Annotated in this window: 18 protein-coding genes and 1 pseudogene; 11 read left to right on the plus strand and 8 right to left on the minus strand. The window is 38.6% G+C overall.

Annotated elements, in window-relative coordinates; translation table 11 throughout:
- Positions 1-76: 76 nt before the first annotated feature.
- A complete protein-coding gene (locus AC2CZC_RS14890; RefSeq protein ID WP_484582387.1) occupies positions 77-1,291 on the minus strand; it encodes a serine hydrolase domain-containing protein in 1,215 nt (404 codons plus the stop codon).
- 318 nt (positions 1,292-1,609) lie between these two features.
- Between AC2CZC_RS14890 and AC2CZC_RS14895 the strand changes: the two genes are divergently transcribed.
- A complete protein-coding gene (locus AC2CZC_RS14895) occupies positions 1,610-2,014 on the plus strand; it encodes a DUF1801 domain-containing protein (RefSeq protein ID WP_484582388.1) in 405 nt (134 codons plus the stop codon).
- A 105-nt stretch (positions 2,015-2,119) separates the two neighbouring features.
- Here AC2CZC_RS14895 and AC2CZC_RS14900 read toward each other — a convergent pair whose 3' ends face one another.
- Complete coding sequence (locus tag AC2CZC_RS14900) at positions 2,120-2,854, minus strand: hypothetical protein (RefSeq protein ID WP_484582389.1); 735 nt, start codon at positions 2,852-2,854, stop codon at positions 2,120-2,122.
- A gap of 456 nt (positions 2,855-3,310) precedes the next feature.
- On the opposite strand from AC2CZC_RS14900, the gene AC2CZC_RS14905 reads away from it, so the two are divergent.
- The 3 genes from AC2CZC_RS14905 (at position 3,311) to AC2CZC_RS14915 (ending at position 6,973) form a co-directional block, all read left to right on the plus strand.
- Positions 3,311-3,886, plus strand: a complete 576-nt coding sequence (locus AC2CZC_RS14905) for a GNAT family N-acetyltransferase (RefSeq protein ID WP_484582390.1) — start codon at positions 3,311-3,313, stop codon at positions 3,884-3,886.
- Positions 3,887-4,034: 148 nt separating this feature from the next.
- Positions 4,035-4,784: an MBL fold metallo-hydrolase gene (locus tag AC2CZC_RS14910; RefSeq protein ID WP_484582391.1), complete on the plus strand. Its 750-nt coding sequence runs from the start codon at positions 4,035-4,037 to the stop codon at positions 4,782-4,784.
- 188 nt (positions 4,785-4,972) lie between these two features.
- On the plus strand, positions 4,973-6,973 hold the full coding sequence (locus AC2CZC_RS14915) for a serine hydrolase domain-containing protein (RefSeq protein ID WP_484582392.1): 2,001 nt from the start codon (positions 4,973-4,975) through the stop codon (positions 6,971-6,973).
- A 134-nt stretch (positions 6,974-7,107) separates the two neighbouring features.
- Here the strand turns inward: AC2CZC_RS14915 and AC2CZC_RS14920 are convergent, their stop codons facing one another.
- Positions 7,108-8,658 carry a serine hydrolase gene (locus tag AC2CZC_RS14920; RefSeq protein WP_484582393.1) on the minus strand — a complete coding sequence of 517 codons (1,551 nt, stop codon included), beginning with the start codon at positions 8,656-8,658 and terminating at the stop codon, positions 7,108-7,110.
- A 348-nt stretch (positions 8,659-9,006) separates the two neighbouring features.
- Here AC2CZC_RS14920 and AC2CZC_RS14925 point away from each other — a divergent pair, with 348 nt between their 5' ends.
- Positions 9,007-10,326, plus strand: coding sequence for a LytTR family DNA-binding domain-containing protein (locus AC2CZC_RS14925; RefSeq protein WP_484582394.1), 1,320 nt, complete (start codon positions 9,007-9,009; stop codon positions 10,324-10,326).
- A gap of 295 nt (positions 10,327-10,621) precedes the next feature.
- Here the strand turns inward: AC2CZC_RS14925 and AC2CZC_RS14930 are convergent.
- Positions 10,622-11,531, minus strand: a pseudogene (locus AC2CZC_RS14930) (IS3 family transposase).
- A gap of 620 nt (positions 11,532-12,151) precedes the next feature.
- Here AC2CZC_RS14930 and AC2CZC_RS14935 point away from each other — a divergent pair.
- Positions 12,152-15,019 carry a TonB-dependent receptor domain-containing protein gene (locus tag AC2CZC_RS14935; protein ID WP_484582395.1) on the plus strand — a complete coding sequence of 956 codons (2,868 nt, stop codon included), beginning with the start codon at positions 12,152-12,154 and terminating at the stop codon, positions 15,017-15,019.
- A gap of 405 nt (positions 15,020-15,424) precedes the next feature.
- Here the strand turns inward: AC2CZC_RS14935 and AC2CZC_RS14940 are convergent, their stop codons facing one another.
- The gene (locus tag AC2CZC_RS14940) at positions 15,425-16,576 is read right to left on the minus strand and encodes a tetratricopeptide repeat protein (protein WP_484582396.1); all 1,152 of its coding nucleotides are present in this window, start codon (positions 16,574-16,576) and stop codon (positions 15,425-15,427) included.
- Positions 16,577-16,929: 353 nt separating this feature from the next.
- Between AC2CZC_RS14940 and AC2CZC_RS14945 the strand changes: the two genes are divergently transcribed.
- Entirely contained in the window at positions 16,930-17,178 is a 249-nt protein-coding gene (locus tag AC2CZC_RS14945; protein ID WP_484582397.1) for a hypothetical protein, read from the plus strand.
- Positions 17,179-17,923: 745 nt separating this feature from the next.
- Here the strand turns inward: AC2CZC_RS14945 and AC2CZC_RS14950 are convergent.
- Positions 17,924-18,130 carry a hypothetical protein gene (locus tag AC2CZC_RS14950; protein ID WP_063364119.1) on the minus strand — a complete coding sequence of 69 codons (207 nt, stop codon included), beginning with the start codon at positions 18,128-18,130 and terminating at the stop codon, positions 17,924-17,926.
- 461 nt (positions 18,131-18,591) lie between these two features.
- On the opposite strand from AC2CZC_RS14950, the gene AC2CZC_RS14955 reads away from it, so the two are divergent.
- Positions 18,592-19,377 (plus strand): ion transporter, encoded by a 786-nt coding sequence (locus AC2CZC_RS14955; RefSeq protein WP_484582398.1) that lies wholly within the window; start codon positions 18,592-18,594, stop codon positions 19,375-19,377.
- Between the two features lie 85 nt (positions 19,378-19,462).
- Here AC2CZC_RS14955 and AC2CZC_RS14960 read toward each other — a convergent pair whose 3' ends face one another.
- Complete coding sequence (locus tag AC2CZC_RS14960) at positions 19,463-20,719, minus strand: amidohydrolase (protein WP_484584893.1); 1,257 nt, start codon at positions 20,717-20,719, stop codon at positions 19,463-19,465.
- Between the two features lie 685 nt (positions 20,720-21,404).
- Positions 21,405-21,578, minus strand: a complete 174-nt coding sequence (locus AC2CZC_RS14965; protein ID WP_155732025.1) for a hypothetical protein — start codon at positions 21,576-21,578, stop codon at positions 21,405-21,407.
- 689 nt (positions 21,579-22,267) lie between these two features.
- Here AC2CZC_RS14965 and AC2CZC_RS14970 point away from each other — a divergent pair.
- The 3 genes from AC2CZC_RS14970 to AC2CZC_RS14980 all read left to right on the plus strand — a co-directional run bounded on the left by AC2CZC_RS14970 (position 22,268) and on the right by AC2CZC_RS14980 (position 24,709).
- Entirely contained in the window at positions 22,268-23,113 is an 846-nt protein-coding gene (locus tag AC2CZC_RS14970) for a TolB-like translocation protein (protein WP_484582399.1), read from the plus strand.
- Between the two features lie 184 nt (positions 23,114-23,297).
- Positions 23,298-24,059, plus strand: a complete 762-nt coding sequence (locus AC2CZC_RS14975) for a ribonuclease H1 domain-containing protein (RefSeq protein WP_484582400.1) — start codon at positions 23,298-23,300, stop codon at positions 24,057-24,059.
- Positions 24,060-24,139: 80 nt separating this feature from the next.
- Entirely contained in the window at positions 24,140-24,709 is a 570-nt protein-coding gene (locus tag AC2CZC_RS14980; protein ID WP_484582401.1) for a hypothetical protein, read from the plus strand.
- Positions 24,710-25,113 lie beyond the last annotated feature (404 nt).

A 25,113-nucleotide genomic window follows, 5' to 3' on the forward strand; every position in this document is an offset into this window, starting at 1 on the left:
TGCCACTTAACCAAAGCAATACAATACGGTGTAAGTTAAGTGGCTTGTCTAGTACCTCAACTTTTTAGCTTTGCGTTTAAATAAATGCTGGCAGAATTTTTTCAGCAATGACCTGCTTGAACGCAATACTGTTATCGTTGGCTGTGTGCACAATCAGTAGGTCTAACTCTTCAATGATCATAATGATTTGACCGTTGCCGCCTTGAGCTGAAACCCCTAAATATTTTTTATCCCCAACTTTTAAATCTACTCCCCACCACAGATAGCCGTAACCTTGTTTAGATACATCTTTACCGCCCCAATGCACTTCATCATCACCGGTAATGACAAGTCTGCTAGTACCATCAGTGATAAACTTTTCAGGTATGAGCTGCTCACCTTGCCATTTACCTTTGTTCATAGCTAGCATGCCCCATTTGACCATATCTCGTGAGGTCATGTTGGTACGCCATCCCGCTTCTGGCAAACCTGAAGCTCCATTCGTTCTCCATCGATAATTGCTGATCCCCATCTTGTCGAGTAACTCTTTTTTGATGAAGTCTTTTGCTGAGCCCGGAACGACCGCTTCGAGGACGTGCATAACCAGTAGCGGACCATAGCCGTACTTGAATGTTTGTGAGTCTTTGGTGACGGGTGTGCTGTAATTTAGTATTGTTTGAATTTCTTTTTGGCCCATTAATTGGTTTGGTAACTTATTTATCTGTGCCCTTTGCTCATCATTGGTTCGAATACCTGAAGTCATGGTCAATGCGTGACGCAAAGTCACTTTATCGGCGCCTTTTTTAATTGCTCCTTTTAAGTTTAATTTGGTTAGAAAGCTCGTTATTGGCTTGTCTAAGTCATCCATGGAAAGGTAGCCCAATTGAATGGCCCGACCGAGCGCTAAACCCGTGTAGGTTTTTGTGACTGAGGCCTGATAATGAGGTAGGTTTACCCGGCCTTTTGCATAATAGGATTCAAAAACCAGTTTTCCTTTGTGGGAGATTAAAAGGCTGTCGTAATGTCCGTGCTCATAGGCTGCAAGCTCTTTTGCAAACTGTATGATCTGTTGTTTATCAGCCCCAGAGTTACCTAGCTTGCCTACGGAGATCCCATCCTGTCTATTTTCCGGAGATGTATCGATAAATGCTTTTTTAAGAAAGGGAGTTTCTGTATAACCAATGTGTATATCTGCTTTTGCAACTTCAGGTGCTAAGTGCGTATTCTCTTTATTGCTTGCTGAGGCAAGGCCACTATAGCTGGATAAGACAGCAATGGTGAGTAAGCTTTTCACTGCGCATTTTAGAGTCATTCTTTATCCTTGTTACTTTATTGGTAATTATTATTTAGATTGGATTGAGGTGATTTACACTCGTAATTATTCACGCCAATTCATCTGCTGCTAATTACTATAATGAAATAAGAAAGGTGGACTTGAACTCCCTATGATTTTTTGATTACAGTTTGATGATTTGAATTATATCCAAACTTATCAGTGGCTTGGGTTTTTTATGATTGTGGGTGAATTCAATTAACCTAGATCTATTAAAGCGTTTATGCTGATTGTCTATTGGTTTTTTGGTTTATATTTTGTAATTTAGGTGAATAGGGATAACAGTGGAGTTTATAAATGGATAGGGCGGTTAAAGCATGCTGGCAGCAATACCCTGAGCATGTACGAGTCCAGCTTGAATTACTTCGCGAGTTAGTTTTCCAAGTTGCCAATGAACTCGATTTAGGTGACGTTGAAGAGTCTCTTAAATGGGGAGAGCCTAGCTATAAAGTAAAAGTAGGTAGCCCAGTAAGAATCGATTGGAAGCCCAAAACACCACACAATTACTTTCTGTATTTTCATTGCCAAACAAAGTTGGTTGATACCTTTCGAGTGTTATACGGTGAAACACTTGAATTTAATGGCAATAGAGCAATAGTACTCTCTGTTGCGGAGCCACTGCCACAGACCATCATTAAGCACTGCTTAGAATTAGCGCTTACTTATCAGCAGAGGAAGCATCTACCACTATTGGGCGTTTAGTAATCAGTTAAGCTCGCATCATGAATGACGATTTGGCTCTGAAAACTTGCTATACAAGCGCCAGCTAGGAGTGCAATTTGATTTTATGTTTATATCAATTAGATTTTAAATTTTCTCTCGGGATGTTTTGATTGATGTATCCAAGCCCAATAAGGTGGAGCTGGTCAAATCAAAAGTATAAAACTGGGGAGATTGGCCTTGTTGCGATATAAGCAACTTATTATTTTCAATCAATCTAAATGATCTGACGTCTTCCAATATGAGTCTTAAGTCTTTGCCATCAAAGGTTGAGGTAAATAACTTGGCTGAATCTTCATGGTCAAGATACCCATTTTGATTAGTGTCTTCATTAATGATCAGGTAAATGTTTTTATTTAATAAGTGCTCCTCTTCACTTGATGAGAATCTTGCCTTTAAAAACTTAAGCATTAGTCCGTCTTTTCGCAATAACATATGCGGTTTGCTATTTTCTCTAACAAACATCAAGTTAACGGCGTTTCTGGATAAGAAGTGTCCGTTATATAAGTCGTGCGACACTTTTGGGCCTGTAAACATAGAATAAATCTCGCTGTCATGATGTTGAGTAATATCAATTTCTTTGGAGATCAACTCAAAAATGTACACACCTTTTAACTTCGTTGAATACTCTTTTGTGTACTGTGTTTGTTTAATTTGCTCTTGGGTATCACTGTTATCGACCAGTGCAATTTTTGGTGGCTCATATTTATGGTCGAAGAATTTCGAAATAAACTCGACAGAAATGACGACAATAAAAAGTGTCACTGCCAAAAAGAATAAGACGTGATTAGATTTTTTTATGAAATTAAACGCTTTACTCATGTTGTCCTCTAAGTGAGCGGGGTGTTTCTGAGTATGTTGAGGCTATATCAAGCTCAGTATTTAATACTCAAAGGTAACATAGAAAGCTAGAAAATATTTTCCTAAGTTAAAATTAGTTATATTAACTGAGTTGTATTAGGTTTATATGCAGAAGTTTTTGTGAGGTGATGTGCGCTTTTCGCCTATATTGATAATTCCAGTGTTAGCGTGAATATCTACCTTATTAGTTTTATTCTATAACTTGGCAGAATTTTACACTCAGTATTTGGTATAACTCTCAGGTAGGAACTACGTGAAAGTCGTGTTGATACAGGCTTATATATAAAAATAGATTGATTAGCAGAGTAAATTGTTTCTATGGTCATATATAGGCAGTGAATAGCATGTTATTTTGGCTCCTATTTACTAGCAGACACGAAATTGAATTAGATAGACAGAGCGCTAAGCAAGGGAAGTATGACAGAGATAATTGAGCCCATAACTAAACGCCTTCAGCTGCGACAATGGAAAGAAAGTGACTTCCCTGAGTTTGCTAAAATGTCTTCTGATCCTGAAGTGATGAAGTTTTTCCCTAGTACATTGAATCGAGTTCAGAGCGACTCTATTGCTAAAACATGTCAATCCTTGCTTGTTCAACAAGGATGGGGAGTGTGGGCAGTAGAACAGCGTAAGACCAGTGAGTTTGTGGGTATTGTGGGTTTGCATAAGCCGACTGCCACTTTGCCGTGCTCACCTTGTGTTGAAGTTTTGTGGAGACTCGCACGCCCACATTGGGGCTTTGGCTATGCGACAGAGGCGGCCGGGGCTGCGCTAAAAGTCGGCTTTGAAGATATTGGATTAAACGAAATCGTATCATTTGCGGTGGTTGATAATTTTGCATCTCGTGCAGTAATGGAAAGAATACACATGATAAATACCAATGTTGTGTTTGAGCATCCAGATGTACCTTACCCAAACTCTCTAAAGAAACACTGTCTATATAAGCTCTCGAGAGATTGGTGGATGAAAAAGGCACTTCAATCGTCTTTTTGAAGGTTTAGAGGGTATGGCTAGCTTTCTGGGTTAATGACTTTTTCAATAAGGTGAAGTCATATCGACATGCATAGCGCAAAACGACAGTGAACAAGCGATATATATCATACTAATTTCAACATAAATATAAGGACATAGAATTAATACTGTGAAAAAAATTAAGTTAGAAAAGGGGCTCTATCAATATCAGTTTCCTCCATTTGAAAATCAACATTTTGGATTTAACATTTATGCGCTCATACAAGATGACGAAGCACTGTTGATTGACACGGCCTTTGAAGAACAGGCTCAGGCAGTGATAGATGATTTAGCTAACACAGGTATCCAAGTGAAAAAAGTCGTTTTTTCTCACTTTCATCCAGATCATATTTCTGGTCTGCCGGTACTTAATTCACCTGAGCTTTACGGTAGTTATTTATATAAGTCGACCTTAGAGAAATATATACCTAAAGAAAGACACCACTACTTTGAGGGGGTAAACCCTATAATGGATGGAAACGCGTTATCTTTTGGGGCATTTCGTTTGACGTTTAAGTTAATACAAGGTCATGTAATTTGTGGCATGTATACAATTATCAACGATGCATATATTCACGTCGCTGATGATGTCATGACTTCCAATGGTGGATTGCCTTTATTGCCTTCAGTGCAGGTTGATAATGCAAAAAAACATGTGCACTCTTTAGAGCTACTCAAGAACTATGCGTCTTATACTTTGTTACTTTCTCATGGTAATGCATTTAAAGGTTCGGCGGATATTTTACAGGCCATACAAGATAGGCAAAGCTATCTTAAGGCAATCGCTGACAGCGATGAGCCAATTTCTGTCGAAAAGGCGTTGAAAAATGTCAAGTGTGATTTTTTGCATAAAGAATGGCATGACTACGTTTATAGTTAGGAGAACGGATAAAGTGTAGTCTAAAACCTAAGTACATAATGCTCTGTTAGGTGTTTATATTAGAATAGGTGTTCTTATGTTGGTGATATAAATATACACTGACGCCATGAGTGTTATGAACTGCTTTTATCATTTGGATATAGTGGTCACTATTTTTGATTAAAATGATAAACAAGCAAGGTTGCTACATGAAGACACAAATAGCCATTTCGCTATCTACAGCCACTTTTCTGTTTCTGGTTTTTATCGCTAGCCTTTTTACTGCTCAAAGTGCAAATGCCAATGCTTCTATTGATGACAGTGAAAAAATAGTTGAGACGCAAGCGTTAATCGGGTTAGAGCAGTATGTCGACTCTTTGATTGAGCGTGGCATGACGCAGCATTCAATACCAGGTGTCACCATTGTCATTGTTAAGGATGGCGACGTAGCGTTGCTCAAAGGCTATGGCTATGCGGATGTGAGTAGTCGAAAGAAAGTCGACCCCAATACAACCATGTTCCGTATAGGTTCAATTACTAAAACCATGACGGCCATCGCGGTTATGCAATTGGTAGAGCAGGGCAAACTGGCCCTTGATGTTGATATTAATGACTACCTCACTGAATTCAAAATCCCTAATACATTTGAAGCGCCAATAACCATTGCAGCTTTGCTCAGCCACCGAGCAGGCTTTGAAGAAGCGGACGCAGGTCATTTAATCAGCGACCAGCCTGAGCAGATGCTAAGTACACCTGAATATCTGGCTAAATATATGCCAAATAGAATTTGGCCTGTTGGTCATAACATGTCTTATTCAAATTATGGGTTTGGTTTGCTGGGGTATTTGGTAGAGCAAAAATCGGGTATGGATTTGGCATCCTATATGAAGCAGAACATGTTTGCTCCTCTAAGTATGCAAAATACCACGCTACGTGAGCCGCTTGGTAGCAGCTATGGTGCTGCCAATATGAATGATACTCTGCGGCAACAGCTGGCAACGGGGTATTTCAAAGACACTGTTGGGCGCAATTTGGTAAAGCCGTTTGAATTTCTAGGACACATTGGCGGGGCTGGGGCGGTCTCTTCAACTGCACATGATATGGCACTGTATATGTGCGCCCTGATGCGTGAAAACAATCAACTAGTCACGCCATTAACCAACGATAGCATGAAGCACAGGCTGTATAATGATAGACCGCTCGCTGCAGATGTCGTTCATGGTATGTTTGAAGGTCACTTTAGAGGACATCAATACTACCACCATTCGGGGGCTACGCTCACTTTCTCATCTAATATGGTCATTTATCCTGAGTTAAAGCTGGGTATTTTTATCGCAAGCAATATGGTTGGCGGGGCCGCTCATTTAGCAGACTCTTTACCTAAAGTTATTTTAAATAAGTACTATCAAAGTAAACCGTTAAAGTTAGTCGAGCCTACTTCAGTAGGTGCATATAGCCAGTTTTTGTCGGTGCCTGTTGCAACGCGTAAGTTAGACGAATATACCGGATCTTGGTTGAGTACCCGCCGCTCCTACACTCAGTTAGAAAAAATGGCTGCCTTGGATAGTTCAGTGACAATTTCTCTCGATGCACAGGGTGATTTGAAAATGCGTCGTTTGGGAAGTAACGTGTCATTTAAGCTAAAACGACTTCAAGAAAATGTATTTCAAGCAGAGTCTTATCACGGTTCTATTTTTTATTTTTATCCAGATAGTTCAGGAGAAATAGCACGCTTCTCTGCAAGTATGTGGTCTGGTGACTATGAAAAGATGAGCTTGTCGCAAAGCCCGTTTTTCTTTTATTTTGTTTTAGTGCTCGCCTCATTACTTGCTCTGTCTATGTTAATACTCACTGGCAATCGAAAGAGCCGGGTTAAGCGCCTCAGTATATTCGAAAATACAGCCTGCATCTCTGCGGGTTTGATACTGGTTACTGTGATTGGCTTTATTTTCATGAATTCCGGTTTTGTGTTGGACGAATATAATTTCTTATTAAATTTCCCGACACTTGAAGTGAAACTGCTACTTTGCTTTGTATTAGTTGTTGGTTTTACTACGTTAATAAAGTTGGTTGGATTGGCATTTATCTGGCGTATGACCGAATTAGGGTGGATACACAAGCTTCTCTATTCGATTTTCACGCTGAGCTGTTTAAGCTTTTTATATGTTTTTTGGGTATGGAATGCGATAGGGTTTAACTACATCAATTAAGGCAATTTGTTGCAAAGACTAAGTTATACGCAAGTTCTTGGCCTAAAAGCTTTTTGTGTTGAGCCCACCCTACCACTGTTGCTGAATGATAAGTGGGCTCATTTGAGTCTAAAAGATAGCGCAAAGCCTTGCTGCTACTCGCTGATTTTTTTTAGGTCTAAATCATGAAAGTTATAAGAAAAATCAGTGCTACTACTTACTGCTTTCATTTTGAATCCGCTGACCTTACCATCGAAGTCGACGTCAAAGTTTACAAAAGCATCTGCATTCAGTGTTCGGTCATGCCATTTTGCAACGAACCGGTTGCCTTCTAGGTGGTCAAGCTTACCAGTTAAAGCATTACCGCGAGAAAACTTAATATTAAGCTCGGAGCCTTTTACTGTGACATCCACTGTACCATACCAATTATCCTTGTAAGTACCGGCATATTGAACAAGTGCAATAGGCGGTTTGGTTGTGCTCAGTTGTAAAGGCTTTTCTGTTTTCTTTTGCTGTTTTTTGTAGGCTTCGTATCGTTTGTTGCCTTCTATGTACACATCAATGTAATTTGTGGGTTCTGCTTCAATATAGTGTTCTAGGATAGTTGCGGTTAGACCTTGAGCTGCTCGTGACCATTGATTTGTAAGCGCAATCACAGCAACATCTTTTTCAGGTAAAAAAGCGATATGTGAGGTCATGCCTTGTACCGCGCCGCCATGAGAAACATGCAAGTGGCCATGAAAGTCCATCAAATTCCAACCTAATCCATATGCTTGGAAATGAGTCTGCGCGTATTTTTGATCAATATAAGAGACTTTCTTTAAAGTCACTGGCTTCCACAGCTCTGCGTGTTGTTTTTCAGACAGTAAGTTTTGCCCATTAGGCAGTTTTCCTTTGGAAAGAAATAGCTGTGCCCACTTTGCCATACCCGCTATGTCACAATTAATTTGGGTATCATCTTTGAAAAAAGTGGTTTTGAGCTCACCATCCACTTCCATATGCGGTATTGCACGTTTACTTGGTATTTTAATTCGAGTCGGGCTTGCTACACAGTGAGTCATTTGAAGCGGTGCTAATAATGCTTTTTCGACATATTCGTCCCAAGGCATCTTGGTGATTGCGCGTATCACCTCTTCGGCGACAATATACATTAAATTGACATAAGAATATTCAGAACGAAATGAACTGGTTGGTTTTAAATACTTTAATGCTGAGATGATTTCATCAGGCGTTGCGTGTGCCTGTGCATCAGGCCATTGTAATAAGTCCCCAGCACCCAGAGGCAAACCAGAGCGATGAGTTAATAAGTCGCGAATAGTAAACTCTCTTGTTACCCAAGGATCATACATTTGAAAGTGCGGAAGGTAATCAATGACCTTATCGTCCCAGCTGAGTTTGTTTTCATCTACGAGTAGTGCCAATGCAGCAGTTACAAATGATTTTGAAATTGACGCGACCTGAAATAGGGTATCCGTATTTACTGGAGTTTTGCTTTCAATAGATTGAACGCCATAGCCTTTTGCATGGATCACTTCTCCACTTTTTACAACTGCCAATGCAATTCCTGGCACATTAAGCTCGTTTGATGCTTTTTCAACAAGTGCATCTATTTGTTTTGGCGTTAACTGTGCACTTAGACATAGTGGAGAAAAAATTAACTGTGATAAGACGATTCCTGTATATACAGACTTTTTGATATAGTTCATTTAAATAGACCCTTTAAAGCAATTTACTAATTGATAAGGACATTACCAATTACTTCTTATTTTTCTAGCACTTATATGCAAGCGGTGGCGTTTCTTCTGCAAAAGGCAGTAAAACTTATCAAGATGTGCGTTCGAGCTTTCTTAAATCCCATTGTGATAAATATCAATCAGATATGTGGGTGCTTTTTGGCCATTTTTAGCATGATATTCTCGACACAACTCGTAGCAAATGAATTTAATAAGCAATTTATTCAAGAGGTTAGGGTTTGTTATGATGAAGACGAAAAGCTGTCTTCAAAGACGTTTTTCCTTCAAAATTGCAAAACGATGTCTCTAGGAGAGGTAAAGTTGGGTAATAAGGTAACTTGGATAGGCTCCACGTTTGACATAGACGCACCTGAGCTTATCGATAAACCAATTGGGTTGTTTTTTTCTGCCCAAGCGGCGGCTGAGTTTTACTTTAATGGCGAATTAATTGGCCGAAATGGTTATCCCTCTTCTCAACCTGACGAAGAGCGGCCAGGTGTGATGGACTTTGTTACCTATATACCTAAAGGGCTGCTGAAGAAGTCTCAGAATGAAATCGTTATTAAACTGTCATCTCATCATAAAGCGTTTGATATCAGTCGCTCCATTGGGCTTGCGATAGTTACATACTATGACTCACCTCAAGATATCGTATTGCATCACTATCTACCCACATTGGTGCCGTTAGGTGTTTTGATCATTGGTTTGGTTTTCTCAAGCTTGTTGGTGTTGCAAGACTCGAGTCCAAGGCTAAGTGCTTTTTGGCTTCCTTTACTCTCTTTGCTGGTGGTACTCCAATTGTTGACTGAAGTGTCAAGGGGTTTAGTCGCATACGAATATCCTTATCATGAAATTCGATTGGTGGTTATTTTATTACTGGGGACGTTGAGCGGTCTGAGTTTGCTGTTATATATCATAGATGGTTTTGTAAAGAATCATCGTAAGAGCTGCTTTTCCCTATCCATGTTATTGACGTTTATATTTATTTATCTGGGTAGTACGATAGAAGACAAAACCGTGATCGCCATTCAAGTGCCTGCTGGTATCAGCTTTTTAATCACAGCTTTTCAAGTATTTAATAGGCAGGAAAATGCGAGAAAACATGCCTGCGCACTTTTCATATTTTTTACCATAATTGCGGTGAACCCTAATCAATTTCTCGATCTCTATTTTTATTATTTTGTCGCTGCGCTTTTGTTATTCTTTTTTGTTCAACATGCAATTGCATATAAACACGAGCAATTTCAAAAGCAGCTTGCACAGCAAAGAGCTGATCAGTTACAGCTGGCATTAGATGAGTATAGTGAGCAGCAGACACCATCTAAGATAAAGCTCAATCTTGCAGACAAAAGCGAGTGGATATCATGTGAGAGTATTTGCTTCGTGAAAGGCGCGAGAGATTATGTAGAAATCAGCCTATTAGATAGGCGCAGTGTGTTGCACAACGAGACTTTGACTATCATGGAAGAAAGATTACCCGCAACATTTTTGCGTATACATCGCTCATACATTGTAAATAAGCAGCTGATACAGTCTCTTCAAAAGCTCCCATCAGGTGGTGGGAATTTGATACTGAGCTCCGGCGATACAGTACCCGTTAGCAGGCGGATTATGCCAAAGATTAGAAAGCAGCTTGATTGATATTTTAAATGTTCTGGACTTTTTAAAGCAGCCAGAACTCAGAATAGGCGAGCATATAAGTTATTAATTTGGTTATTTTCTTAACGCTTAACTACTAAACATGAATAGTGATAATTAAAGATATCACTTTTCATTTTTAGTAACTCATAAATTCACCAATGACAGATAACTTAACCGCATGGTTTATTATGTAGGTTGTATAAAACTTATTGTTCAGCATGCGTTTTGGTTGTTCTTTTGCCTGCTGTAGTTATTGTGTAACTACCCCCAACTTTAGTACAGCCCATTAGTAGAATCATGCTGCCTTAAGATAGCTCATTGGAGTTTGATTTCCTAGTACATCGTGAGGCCGTTCATAATTATAAATATCTAACCATTCATCTGTAATGTCACGAACTTGCTGAAGTGATTCAAACAGATATAAATCCAACACCCGAATAACGCGTTCAGCTGTCAGGCTTGTATCGATCTCAATCGCTAATGCTTGGCGGTTGTAATCATCCAGTATATTCAGTGTTCTAAAACGATGTCCGTAACTAAGTGCATCGCTCATAAAATCCATCGACCACGAGTCTTTGTATTTGCTCGGTGCGCTTAACGGCTTCGGTGTGCGTGATGGTAAACGGCGTTTTCCTTTTCGTCTAAGGTTAAGTTTAAGCATGTTATATACTCGCTCAACACGCTTTTTATTCCATACTTTGCCTTGATGCTTAAGTCGTTTAAACAGTTTTGGCATGCCCCACCTAGGGTGCCGCTCAACAAGCGCTAACAAAGCATCAATCACATCATCATCCGATGGCCGCTTGCATTTATAGTAATAAACGCTTCGACCTAAACCCGCTACGTTACAGCAAATGCCACGCTAACCTCAAACCGTGCTCGTAAATGTTCGACCCAAGCTCTGCGCCTGCTTGTTTTCACAGCTTTTTTGAGATGATTTCCTCAAGCATTGAATGTTTTAAACTGAGAGTCGCAAACATGCCTTTTAGCTTGCGATTTTCATCTTCAAGCTCTTTTAAACGCTTCACATCAGAGGCGTCCATCCCACCATATTTAGAACGCCACTTATAAAATGTACTTTGACCAACACCATGTTTACGACATATTTCCGGTACAGGCACACCCGATCCAGCTTCTTTGATCATGCCGACTATCTGTGTTTTAAACGCCAAAAGTTTAATCTGGATTAATGTGATATAGGACATTATATAAGATTGATTCTTATATTTTTTGCAACGTGGTTTTAATGAGGTTGTGTAAAGTTAAGCATATAAAAATCTATCTAAAATTTTATAGGTATTTTTGATTCTAAGTTAAGTGAAAAGGAGTTTAAATTCGATATTTTTTATTGTGGGATTTAAATGTTTATGATTTATATCAATAAAGACCTATATTTTCACAAGGTAGGCTTTTTATCGTCTTAAGCCAAATGCTGAACTTGTAGCTTATGATTTTTTATTTTTTACTCGTTATATGTGTTGGTTGTTTTCTTATATAACCTTATGTTGTCATGAATTTTTCATCAATAATTTTTATGTGTTTAAGTTTTTTGTGTGTGGTTTTCTTATCTTGCTGATACGTGAGTTGAAAGGAACGGTTGGTTGTCGATTGAAAAAAAATTAGTAACTTTAGGTCTCTGTTTTTACTGTTTATTTTTTGTTGTGTTCTTGTTGGAATCTAATTTGATTTATTTTTCTTTATTTTTTGTTTTATTATTTTATTTTTATGTTTCTTTATTTACATAATGGATTTTGTGGTATTAATATGTGGCTGTTTTGAGTTTTTTGTTTTTGGTTTGGTTTTTATATATAGAAAGGAAGTAATTATGGGGAATAAGAGTAAGTTAAACCCAATAAGTATGTCAGTTAAATTGATGTGTTTAGGTGCACTCAGTGCTGTGCCTGCTCATACTGCATACGCAAATGAAGACGCAATAGAAAAAATTGAAGTTACAGGCTCTCGTATTATGCGTGAAGGAGTGATTGCACAAAACCCTGTGTCAGTCCTTTCAGGGCAAGATTTAGTTAATACTGGTGCTCTAAATATAGGTGAAGCATTAAATAAACTACCAAGTTTAAAACCTACATTCGGTATGCAAAACTCAGGTCGCTTTATCGGAACCTCCGGCCTCAACGTATTAGACTTGAGAGGCATGGGCGTTGATAGAACTTTAGTACTTGTAAATGGCAAGCGTCATGTTTCAAGTAGTGGTGGTTCATCTATGGTTGATACTAATACTATCCCAACTGAATGGGTTGATCGAGTCGAAGTCATTACTGGTGGTGCCTCTGCTATTTATGGTGCTGATGCAGTAACGGGGGTAGTTAACTTTATCCTTAAAGATAGGATTGAGGGATTCTCTGTTTCTGCAACACATGGTGAGGCAGCGAATTCTGATTATGACAATCAAAAGTTTAATATTTCTTTTGGCCAAGATTTTCTAGATGGAAAAGGTAATTTTGGTGTCTCCTATGAATTTGCAACTCAATCAAGACTGAATGCACTCGATAATGAATTTACAAATTATGCTGTTCGCGAGCTGACTAACTTTGAACGAGACTCGAATAGGCCTGATGACTTAGATAATCCAGATGAAAAAATGTATGACAATGCTGGGCTCTTTAATCTAACAGAATCTGGAGTATTTAATGCGGGTGGTATTTATTACACATTCAATGAGGATGGTACTCCACGTCCTGTGCAGCTGGATTATAATAAGTTGGATGGATATGGATGTGTAGATTGCGAGTATTTTAACTTGCGTAAATATACAGAGGTCCAGCCAACTTTTGATAGGCATATTGTCAACTTTAAAAGCAACTATGATATCAATGATGAGACCTCTTTCTATTTTGAAGGTAAGTTTGCAAAGATTGAATCTGAAAGGTGGGGGCAGCCAAGCTACCATACACGTTCAGGGATCACACTCTCTCGGGACAACGCATTTTTACACCCACAAACAGCCCAGATCATGGATTCAACGTTCGATGATGAAGGTAATCCTTTGACGGCTATTAGTATTAATCGTTTTAATGGTGATATTGGTCGCCGTTTCGAAATTAGTACACGTGAAACAACACGTTTTGTCTTTGGGTTAGAAGGGATTGTTGCTGAGGATTGGGACTATGAAGTATTCATCAATTCGGGTGTGACTGAAATTGAACGCGCGAATTATAACAACTTAGTCAGACCAAACTTTCAGGCTGCAATAGACGCAGTCTTTGACGATACAGGTAATGTGGTATGCCGAGATGCCAATGCTCGTGCAAACGGCTGTGTGCCAATGGATATTATGGGTTATAACCGCCCAAGCCAAGAGTCTATTGATTACGTCAATACGGTATCTGTAGGTACAACTAAATTAGAGCAGTTAAATGCGGGGGCAAGTCTTGCTAATGCTGGTTTCTATGAGCTGCCAGCCGGTCCTGTAGGGGTTGCTTTTGGTATTGAATATAGAGAAGAGAAGAGTCGTCAAAGAGAAGATGATAATGCTAAATCTGGTGATACTTTCTTTAATGTTCTCGGTGAAGATGAGGGGGAGTATGATGTATCAGAAGTGTTTGTGGAGGCGTCCATTCCTCTTTTAGGTGATATACCACTGATTGATACACTGACTTTAGAGGTTGCAAGTCGATATGCTGACTATAGTACTGTCGGTGATGTGACGAGCTGGAAAGTAGGTTTAGATTGGCAGGTATATGATGATCTAAGGTTACGCTCTACGCTATCTGAAGCGATTCGAGCGCCAAACATTGGTGAATTATTCGGGGCTGTTAGTGAAACGTTTTATGGTATTGATGACCCATGTAGAGTTAAAAACTTAAATCAGGTTTCAGGTGCGGCTCGTGATTTAAGACAAGCTAATTGTACTGCATTAGGCGTGCCTGTTGGGTTTGATGACTCATATGATTCAGCTAGGGTCAGAGGTCAACAGTCTGGTAATGACGAGCTTGTTCCCGAAGAGTCTACAAGTTACACCGTCGGTGCTGTGTTTACACCTAGTTTTGTGGATGGTCTAACCTTTACTGTTGATTATTGGAATATAGAATTAGAAGATGCGATAGACTTTATTGATTCTAAGAAAATAGTGACCCGTTGTGTTGATGCTGGCAGCATTGATAACCAGTACTGTGCTTTACTTACACGTGCGAATGATGGCAGGTTGACGCTTATTGAAAATAAAGCCTTGAATATTGCTATGCAAGAATCAGCAGGTGTTGATTTTGAAGTAAATTATGATTTCAAGACAAGTTTTGGTAACTTTAAAACTCGCCTAATGGCAACACGCTTGATTGAACGAAAGGACTACCCATTCCAAGAAGATGTGACTGAATTTCAAGAGTATGCTGGTGTAGATACAGAACCATCTTGGGCGGGGGCATTAGATATTGGCTATAATTATGATAACTTCTTTGCTAGTTGGAAAACACGTTACACCCAAAAAACAAATCGTTACCGTGCTGATGAATTAGAGAAGAACCCCAACCCTTCTAATCATATGGAATGGCCGACCTATATTATAACAGATATTTCTGGTGGTTATAATTTTGACAACGGAATGGCAGTTAAAGTGGGTATAGATAATATCTTCAATAAAGAGATGATCAGATATACCACAGGTACTACGCTTGAGGGAGGCACCTATGACAATATAGGGCGCTTTGGCTATGTTCGACTCTCTTACAAGTTTTAATTAGTATTTTAGAGACTTTAAAAGGCATGCTTAGCATGCCTTTTTTATGTAAAAATTATATTCAATTTATTTGAATATAATAATTGTTTTTTTGTATTTGTTTTTTTAGATCTTGTTGTAACGTTTTTATGCCTCAAACCAGAATACGGTCTGTCAGTTACTCAGTAATAGCCTAAGACAAAAATAAATTAGTATTATTAACAACCCTAAAAAGTGAAATACATAGCTTTAGTCTAGTGATATAAGGTGAAATTTGATTTAAATACAGATACTTAACGATAATTAGTTTGCATAAGCTGGAGAAGGCCATGCAGCCTTCAAAACTCATCAATTTAATCTTTGAAACAAAACTGGGTTTTAGGAGAGGTTTAAAGAGCACTGGAGTATCAATAATACTCCATGCATTTATGGTTTAGGGATAGTATCTCTCTTGGCTTGAAATAGAGAGCGCTTCTCTGGATCTGATGACCTTTCAACAGCCAAAGCAAGTAGCTTATCTGTCTTCTCTATATCTCCTTTGGTGTGGTAAATTCGGGCTAATTCAAAATAGGGCTCAGGCAGGTAGGGCGTCTCAATGATGACTTCTTTTAGCTCTTGAATTGCTCTGGTAAATCGTCCTTTTTGAGCAGACCTTTGAGCAACTTGAATCTTATCAAACGGTGTCGATGCTGTTTTATCAAGTAAACTCTCCAACTGCTCTACAAGCGTGATGTTATTTTGGTTTTTGGCAATAGAAAGGTAATTTGAAAGTAAGTTTTGGCTAGTTAGGTTATAGCTCTTTGCGTATTCATAAATTCTTATAGCATGGCTTTCTTGACCACTGCGACGATGTAGCACCCCTGCAATGTTAATCAATTCAGGATCATAGGGTTTGTAACTCAACGCTTGCTTGAGCAGGTTGAAGCTTTGATTAAAGTTGTCCTCCAATAATGCATCAACAGCTCGGTTTGCATAATATTTAGCAACAAGGTCATGATAATTTGCATTGTCGATAAAAAAACTGTCTTGGGCAGGGAAGTAATCAACGATTGTACCTGCTCTAATGATTTCAATTATGTTTGGGTCAGTACTCGATTTCGGCGCTAGTAGCTTGGTACGAAAATGATTTGAAATGAGGATGGTATTATTACTTTTTTTAAATACGGGAACTGTGCCTACCTCTATAAACGTCGTATCCACCTGTGCAAGTTTTGCATATGCTTGAGTGAGTATGGCTAATGAAATGCAATTACCTTCATTTCTTTCTAATGACTCAGTTGCCGTGAGGGTATCACCATCGTAAGTAAATTGGTTGATACGCTGTTTAAGATAATTAAAAATGATCTTATCTTCTCTAACCCCTTTAATGAGTTCGTTGTTGAAATAGTCTAAGAATTTCTCTTGTTCTTGGGCAGGGAGTGTAAATATTTCTTGCTCATTTATCGTAAGTGCTTGCTCGAATGTATTGTCACTAAACAGCGCTGATACTAAAGGGATTGTTTCAGGAGGAGTATCTTTTGTACTAGAGCAGCCACTTATCAGCGCCATAAAAATTAAAAAAGTTATGTGCTTAGTCATAATTAATATCCTTAACGATTGTGACAACGAACTTAGTTATGACATGAATTGATATGGTTTTCAATATGAGTGCGCAATAATAAGTGAGCTAAATCAGGCTTCTATAGTAAATGCGTAGCTGTAGTTGCTTGTCGAGTTTGGTGAATATAATTTAAAAGCTATTCACAAATCCATTATTAATTTTAAATGGTAGCGGGTTTTAAAATAAATTATCCATGAGCATCTTTCTAACCTAAATACCTGTGAATTCAACTTGTTATTAGTAAATGAAAATAAATCAATTCATATTTGTTGTAATTTTCAGCAGTTGGCGGTTAGTTTATATTTTTAATACAAACAAAAGGAAATTAAATATGAAGTTATCTCTTATGGGTATGGCAGTTATCTTATTCTCTGCAAGTACACTGATATCAACGGCTCAGGCATCAGGTTCTCCATACACATTGTGCAAGTATGAATTTGAGACCGGCGCTCCAGATCATATTAGGCCGCCAAACTCAGATTCGTTCACTAAGTACTATTCTGGACATGTGAGCTGTCCATCAACGTATGTAGGCGCTTGGGGCTACTATTTATTAAAGATTCAAAGGCACTTTAATTAGAGCCAATCTAAATAAGTAAATTACACGGCCTAGGTAGCACGTTTTACTTTTAGAAAACTTGGTGCGCTAAATTTGCAAGTGCCTTGGCTGTGTGTTTTTTAAGTACTTACTGATAGTGTTACTATCAGTGGCTGTGTAAATTTAGGAGCTTATTCTTCATATAAGAACATTATTTAGCCACACATTTTTGTTTCCTTATTTCAAGCTTTCATACTTCATTGTTTTAACAGATGATCTTAAAGTTTTATTGGTTGCTATCGTGAGTGTGTGATTAGGTATAGTTAGTAGTCAAAACTATGAGCAAAATACGTCTGCTCGTTACTTTAGGATTTTGAAAGGAGTCCTCGTTGTTTTTATTTATAGGTAAAATTAAAACTGTGTGCAGTGAAAAGGGGGTCATAAGAAGTACTCACAAAAGAGGAAACCTGTTTGAACAACTCAGTATACTCAAGCCGATGGTATTAAGCGTTTGCGAGTCAATATTAGCTTTCGTACTGAGGGCTGAGCGTTTTCATCCTTTGTAGAAGCTACTTTAACTAAAATTGAAGCAAGTTGGACTAGGAGTCAGGTTATGAAAAGCTGTATTGCACTAGTGGTGATATCTGGCGCAGTAGTTGTGCTATTGTTTAGTGGTTTAATTATAAAATCAGTAGTATTTGGTGATTAGTTGCTATTAAAATTATAAAGTGATGGCTTTTAAAATTAACCATCACATCGTGATTTATTTTAGTTAAATAAAATCACATTAACACATAGCAGTCCAACAGCAGGCTGTTTGCTGTTTATTTGTATATAGTAATGTATCACATGTTTGTGCTTTGACAGAGCCACAGTGATTGGTGCAATTATCTGTAAGGCGTCCACCACCAACTTCTGGAGTTGCGTTAACTGGAAGCTGTTTATTATCTTGGCTTAGGGATTTAAAGCTTTTTTTATTTAGGCTAAGTTTCATATTCAATCCTTTTAAATTATTATTTCAACTCAGTTGCTGTTTGGTTTTATTGACTTTAGATGCATATTTAAAAAATATAGTGCCCTTTTAATTGGTATTTTGTTCCGTAAATTTTTATATTTAACAGTTCTTATAGCATTACCAATACAATTCAGTCATTTCTGGCTGTATGGGCCCCCAATGATACCTTTACCATGCTCACATCATTAGCTTTTAACGTCATAAAAGCTTAACGATACCATCACTTAAGTCGCTTTGTTTTAATGTAGTGTATCATAAGGGGATTATAAGTTACCGACTTGTTTGCATTGTGTAAATGCCTGGGTTCTATAAAATTAAATATTTAATGCGGTTGAATTTTAGGCTGTTTTTTCAATACTTTATTGTTGACAATGCTTAAATTAAATAAAATGATGTCTTTTCTTTTTTAATAAAATTTTAGTTATGTCGAGCTTAAAAATATGATGTCTAAAATAACCGCTTTAGTTGAAGCAAAGCTGTTCCAAAACTTTTTGATAGCAGTCATTTTGTTTAATGCTGTTACCTTAGGCTTAGAAACCACCAATATTGGCAAGAGCAATGCTGACTTATTGCACAAAATTGACACTGTCATCTTACTTATTTTCACTTTTGAATTAGTGTTAAAGCTAATTGCTTATCGAATACAGTTTTTCAAATCGGGCTGGAACTGCTTTGATTTAATCATTGTTGCAATTTCTTGGGTACCTGCTGGTGGCGCGTTATCAGTGCTACGAGCGTTCAGAATTCTCAGAGTATTACGCCTGTTCTCAGTTGTGCCACAGATGCGAAAAGTCATAGGGGCTTTGGGGCATTCGTTACCTGGTATGGCATCAGTTGTAGGCGTGTTAGGAGTTGTATTTTATGTTTCTGCGGTATTAACCACCAAGCTATTTGGTCAGCATCCTGATCCGAATATGCAAGAGTGGTTTGGCAGTATTGGCGCGTCTTCGTACACATTGTTTCAGGTGATGACGTTAGAGAGTTGGTCAATGGGTATTGTAAGGCCGACAATGGAGCTGTTCCCTTATTCTTGGTTGTTCTTTATTCCCTTTATTGTTTTTACGAGCTTTGCGGTGCTAAACCTTTTCATTGGTATTATTGTCGACGCAATGCAAGTTATGCATGAACAAGAAGAAAAAGAAGAGGGCGCCTCTGCGACAAAAGAGGACATTCAACGTCTTGAGGCCAAGCTGGATACGTTGTTACAAAACAACAAACACAGTTAATTGAATTTGTGCTGAGTAAAATAGTTCAAAAGGGTGAGTGCAGTTAAATCCTTATTGCACTCACTCGGCTTTTTATATCAAGTGGTTAATTCGATTGCGACAAGTAATCAAGGGCAAACTCAGTGAGTGCGCGCGTACCTAATTTAAAGGCTGACTCATCGGCAAAAAAGTAAGGCGAGTGGTTACTTGGTGCATCTTTAGGATGCGTGCCTTTCGGGGTTCCCCCCAAAAACACGAATAAACCAGGTACTTCCATGGCGTAAAATGAGAAGTCTTCGGCGCCTGTCACTTTCGGCATATTAATGAGCCCCGCGTCGCCGACCACTTTTGCAAGCGACGGAAGCATTTTTTCAGTCAGTAATGGGTCATTGACGGTGACAGGGTAACCTTCTTTAATCACGACTTTGGCCTTATTGCCAGAGGCTTTTGCCGTGTGCTCTGCGGTATGGGTTATTTTATCAAAGATCTGCTGTCTATTTTCCATATCAAAATTGCGAATTGTCCCTATCATATTTACTTCTTCAGGAATGATATTGTTACGCACACCGCCTGAGATTTTGCCAAAAGATACGATTGCAGGCTCTTTGGTAATATCAATTTGTCGGCTCACAATATGATTGACTCCAGATACAATTTGAGCGGCGGCCGCAATGGGATCTGCGCCAGCCCAAGGTGTGGAGCCGTGCGTTTGCTCTCCGGTCACTGTAATTTCAAACCTATCGGCACTGGCCATCGTTGGACCACTTCGATAGCCGATTTGGCCGACATTGAGCTTGGATGTGATATGTAAACCAAAGGCCACATCGGGCTGATATCTGTCAAATATTCCTTGCTTTAACATCAGCTCAGCTCCGCCTTCCTCTCCTTCTGGGGCACCTTCTTCAGCCGGTTGAAAGACGAACATGACGTTACCTGCAAGCTCGCTTTGCATACCGCTGAGCACTTCAGCTGCACCCATTAACATTGCGACATGTGTATCGTGGCCGCAAGCATGCATAATACCGACATCGACGCCTTGATAATTTGTCATTTTTGTTGATTTAAAGGGCACATCAGTTTTTTCTGTCACAGGGAGCGCATCCATATCCGCACGTAGCATGACTGTTGGTCCTGGCTTTGCGCCTTTTAAAAAACCGACGACGCCAGTGTAGGCAATGCCTGTTTCGACTTGCATCCCTAAAGATTTTAAATGCTTTGCGACGAGCGCAGCTGTGCGCACTTCACGGTTGCCCAGTTCGGGGTTCTGGTGGATATCTCGTCGCCAATCAATGACCTTGGACTCAACTTGCTTGAGCAGTTTGATGTGATCTGATGAAGCCAACGTGTTATAGCTAAAACCCATCAACAAAATTGATAGCCCTATTTTCTTTGTTATTTTCTTCATATCCTTTCTCATATTTTTTTTGCTAGCACTTAGCATATCTAACACGAGAAATAGTTATTTTGAATTAAATTCGACGAGTGAGTAGGTAAAAAGGATTGATTTTGTTTTGGTTATTCTAGTTTGAAATGTTCTAAGATGTTGGGCTAATTTGTTTATATAGCTGTATTGTGATCAGTTTTTCTAGAAGCAGAGGAAAATTATTATGGGATCTGTATTCATAGATATTTCATAAGCCTCAGCTGTGGATACTTCGCTGGGAGTAATTTTGTCAGGTATTTTGTGGTGTTATATGTAAAGTTAAAAAATTTTTCGCAAGGTGAAAGCGCAGACATGTTTGTCGCGATTGAAAATGGTTGTAAGTTTTTTCTCTTTCAATTTTAATATCGCTATTTCTTGAAGTAATCATGCTGATATTGTTAGAGGATAGGGTGAAGCGCTATCTAATTTATGCTATTGATGTGCCTTATTACATACTGACTATTCTTGCCTCTTTATACTTTTTTAGAAGTATCCGGTTTATAAAGAAAAAAAGTAAAGCAAAAAAGTAAAGCAAAAAAGTAAAGGTGAAGCCTGATTGCCATATGAACGATGCGTACCTTTACTTTTGGCAAGGTAAGCATCGTTTTTTATCTTTGATTACTTATTAGCAAAGCCTTGAGTGACAAGTACCAAATGAGTGGCAGCCATAAGTTGTACCCGTACAGTCTCTCCAATCCGTTCTGAACCCGCCTGCAACTTTGTCGGTTAGCTCTTGTGGTAGGTTTTTATTTGTTTTAGTAAGACTTTTCATACTTTTTTTATTAAGTGATAGTTTCATTGTAATTTCCTTTTTTGTTTAATAATTGCACATCAATCATAATGCGATTGAGTTATTTGGCTATTGAAAAATAATGAAATGAAATATTTTATATTTACTTCAATAAATGGGATAAAGTTTGATGAAAACAGGCGTTTTATAAATTTTTTATCGGCATAAAGTTTTGGATTGGTTGCTAAGTTCAGTTTTTTATACTTTTTATTTTAATAATGTGTCGTGCTGTTACACATTCAGATTGCTCAAGTTAAGCACTGTGCTTCAGCATATTTATAACGTGTCTGGTGCGATTTTCATAAAAATCATAAGTGACTAAATAGCTTAATCGCGGCGGAGTCAGTTAGTTTGAGCGGTTTTCTTTTCGCGAAAACACGGAGACTTGATAACAAAAGTTATTGACTGGAAGCTCAGATAATTAAGTCGGTTTGACCTAAGAGAGCTCGTCTAATTGTATGAATAGCTTTTAAAATTCAACATACTAGTTTCCACTTTATTACAGCTCTAAATCATTAACCAATTGATACTAATGCTTATTATTGTTTTTTGTGTGATCCACTCTGATTTTCAGGAAAAATCAATGAGAAATCATCAAGACGTAAGGCGATTCTTTTTTGCAGTGCATAAGCTGAATTTGCTTAATCGAGTTTGGCCTCGATGAGATAACGAATTGCGCCTATAATAAGGAAAAAACAATGAAGCTTTACTCTCATTCGATCACGTTACTTTTATCAAGTTTAATATTTAGCGCTACTGGATTTGCCAAAGATATTACGGGCCCTTATTTTGGGCAAACACCACCTGGCGAGACGCCAGAAATTTTCGCGCCGGGTATTGTATCTAAGGAGCATCGAGATTGGACAGGCAGATTTACGCCGGACATGACTGAATATTACTTTACAAGAAACAATCGTGAGGCTCGAACCAGTACACAATTGATGTTTAAACTGATTGATGGGAAATGGCATGAAAAAGTGTTGCCAGCAGGTGTCGGAGGCGCTGTTTCTGCTGATGGCATGAAGATGTACTCGGGTAGAACCTATCGTGACCGCATAGGTGTTCAATGGTCTGAACCAAAAAGTATTGGCAAGGCATTTCAATCGATACCTATTATGGTGATCAGCGTATCAGACAAGGGTATGTATGTTTTTGATGAGCGCGAGGTTAAAGGTACAATTCGATATTCCCGTTTGATTGATGGCAAACGCGAGGCACCAAAAGCTTTTGGCAAGCAGATAAACTCAGGAAAATGGACCGCGCATCCATTTGTAGCACCAGATGAAAGCTATATTATTTGGGACAGTGAAAGAGAAGGCGGCTATGGTAAGACTGACTTGTATGTGAGTTTTCAATTAGAAAACGGCATATGGAGCGATGCAATTAACTTAGGAGATAAAATCAATACGCCTGGGCCAGATACAGGCGCTGTGGTGTCTCCTGATGGAAAATACTTATTCTTCAACAGAAAATTTAGCGAAGATGATTCGGATATTATGTGGGTAGATGCCAAAGTCATTGATGATCTTAGACCCAAGCGTTAAAAGTCATAGTATATTGTTAGTTGAATAAAGGCGCCTATTGAGCGCCTTTATGCATTTTTGTGTAATTGTTGTCCTTATAGTTTAAGTAATCGCTGTTTTTTCACCTACTCGTGCATATATTAATTTTTTTTCGTTGAGATACTCTACAATGGAGCCTGCACCTTATGAGCGCTAGGAGAGAAGTTTGGCTAAAAAATATTATGTTGTTTGGAAGGGCAGAGAAACGGGAATTTTTACAACATGGGCACAATGCAAGTCTTTGGTTGATGGCTTTGCGGGAGCTCGATTTAAGTCTTTTCCGTCATTAGCAGAAGCGGAAGCCGCGTTTGGTAAAAAATCTAATTTACAAAGTGAAAAAAGTACGGCAAGTAAAGGTGGTAAAGCACCAAAAACAGCGCCGTTGACGCAAGTGCAAATCGATACTATGCCATATGAATTTAAAATCTTTACTGATGGTGCGTGCGATCCGAACCCAGGCGAAGCGGGTACTGGGCTTGCTATTTATCATAGCAATCAATTATCTGAGCTTTGGTATGGATTTTATCAGCCGGTTGGTACAAACAATACGGCTGAATTGCGAGGGTTAAAGCAAGCACTGGTGGTTGCCCTTAGTTATTTAGATCAAGGGCACACTGTTGGAATATTTTGTGACTCTAAATATGCGATTGATTGTATTACTAAATGGGCCATGGGTTGGCAAAAAAAAGGTTGGACAAAGTCCGATGGTGAGATCAAGAATTTAGATATTATTCAACCGGCATTTGAGATTTATCAAAAAATTGCGAGTAAGGTTAAGGTCCATCACGTCAATGGGCATGTTGGCATAGAAGGTAATGAACTTGCTGACAGGATGTCAATCGTAGCTATCGAGCGTCAATGTGAGACACTACGTCAGTTTGAAGATGTAGATAATATTGATTCTATCTTGGCTTTGAGAGCAGGCTAGGCACACTACATAACACAATGATTTTATTTAAATAAGGGCAACCTGCTGTTGGATAAGAATATATAGGGAGATATTGAACAATGAAATTTAGTTTTATCATATTTGTACTGGTGATTTTTTCTGGCTGTACTTCGCAACTATGGCAGGCGCCCAGCTATCAAGAGAAGATTACCGGTTTTTACGCGGCTAAAGATAAACAGTTGCTGTTAATTACTGGCACAAAATACAGCTATGTTTTTGAGGCTGATGATTTACTGACAAGTTCATTAGAAGTAAGCAGACATATTGAATTCATTCCTACGTATAGTGGCTTCAAAATCGACACGAACAACCAGATCACAGGTACACTTAAGTTAGTGTCTAATAGGGTTGCAGATAAGAAAGTGCTCGAGGTAAATAACATCCCATTAGATCAGTATGGCAATGTAGCGCTTGAGTTTAATTTAAAAGGCAAGCGCTACGATGTTGAAGGAGACTTCCCTTTTCAAACCTTAGCGGATGATCATTATGTTGTGATTGGGACACCTGAAAGTGGCGTCACTAAAGCGGGTAAAATCGTCGTGACACCTGTTGCCGTTGCAATTGATGCCGCAACAGTTGTGCCTATTGCTGCTTTTTTTGGTGTGTTGGGTATTTTAAACAAGGTTTAAAGGCTCGCTCATGTATCATAAATTTATAGTGTACTTAAAGACGCTTTTGAAACCCATGCTCGACAACAAAGCGTTTTGTTTTATATTTATGCCTTTTGTTACTTATGAATAGAAGGCTCTGAGATTTTTCAAGTCAGTTTTATTGTTAGGTCGATACTTTAAGAATCGACTACTTTACATTTGTTTATACTCTCTTTGTCTCATATCTCTTCTGCAATGACGGGCTCGGCCCAGACATCTATTAATGTTGTTTCATCGTGAAAGCGCTTTCACGTTTTACATTAGTTTACACCACATATCGATTAAAGTTGGTACATTGGCTTCAGTGAATTGAGAGCTACTTGCTTGATAATAAATAAAAATTAAATCTGCTCTGTTTGTTTTTAGGTAAACACTCGCATTAG

The sequence above is a fragment of the Pseudoalteromonas sp. MMG033 genome (assembly GCF_057197785.1).

Bases quoted from the DNA above. Each gene is read 5' to 3' on its own strand.
- AC2CZC_RS14890 (WP_484582387.1), bottom strand. From the start codon at position 1,291: ATGACTCTAAAATGCGCAGTGAAAAGCTTACTCACCATTGCTGTCTTA.
- AC2CZC_RS14895 (WP_484582388.1), top strand. From the start codon at position 1,610: ATGGATAGGGCGGTTAAAGCATGCTGGCAGCAATACCCTGAGCATGTA.
- AC2CZC_RS14900 (WP_484582389.1), bottom strand. From the start codon at position 2,854: ATGAGTAAAGCGTTTAATTTCATAAAAAAATCTAATCACGTCTTATTC.
- AC2CZC_RS14905 (WP_484582390.1), top strand. From the start codon at position 3,311: ATGACAGAGATAATTGAGCCCATAACTAAACGCCTTCAGCTGCGACAA.
- AC2CZC_RS14915 (WP_484582392.1), top strand. From the start codon at position 4,973: ATGAAGACACAAATAGCCATTTCGCTATCTACAGCCACTTTTCTGTTT.
- AC2CZC_RS14920 (WP_484582393.1), bottom strand. From the start codon at position 8,658: ATGAACTATATCAAAAAGTCTGTATATACAGGAATCGTCTTATCACAG.
- AC2CZC_RS14935 (WP_484582395.1), top strand. From the start codon at position 12,152: ATGGGGAATAAGAGTAAGTTAAACCCAATAAGTATGTCAGTTAAATTG.
- AC2CZC_RS14940 (WP_484582396.1), bottom strand. From the start codon at position 16,576: ATGACTAAGCACATAACTTTTTTAATTTTTATGGCGCTGATAAGTGGC.
- AC2CZC_RS14945 (WP_484582397.1), top strand. From the start codon at position 16,930: ATGAAGTTATCTCTTATGGGTATGGCAGTTATCTTATTCTCTGCAAGT.
- AC2CZC_RS14950 (WP_063364119.1), bottom strand. From the start codon at position 18,130: ATGAAACTTAGCCTAAATAAAAAAAGCTTTAAATCCCTAAGCCAAGAT.
- AC2CZC_RS14955 (WP_484582398.1), top strand. From the start codon at position 18,592: ATGATGTCTAAAATAACCGCTTTAGTTGAAGCAAAGCTGTTCCAAAAC.
- AC2CZC_RS14960 (WP_484584893.1), bottom strand. From the start codon at position 20,719: ATGGGTTTTAGCTATAACACGTTGGCTTCATCAGATCACATCAAACTG.
- AC2CZC_RS14965 (WP_155732025.1), bottom strand. From the start codon at position 21,578: ATGAAACTATCACTTAATAAAAAAAGTATGAAAAGTCTTACTAAAACA.
- AC2CZC_RS14970 (WP_484582399.1), top strand. From the start codon at position 22,268: ATGAAGCTTTACTCTCATTCGATCACGTTACTTTTATCAAGTTTAATA.
- AC2CZC_RS14980 (WP_484582401.1), top strand. From the start codon at position 24,140: ATGAAATTTAGTTTTATCATATTTGTACTGGTGATTTTTTCTGGCTGT.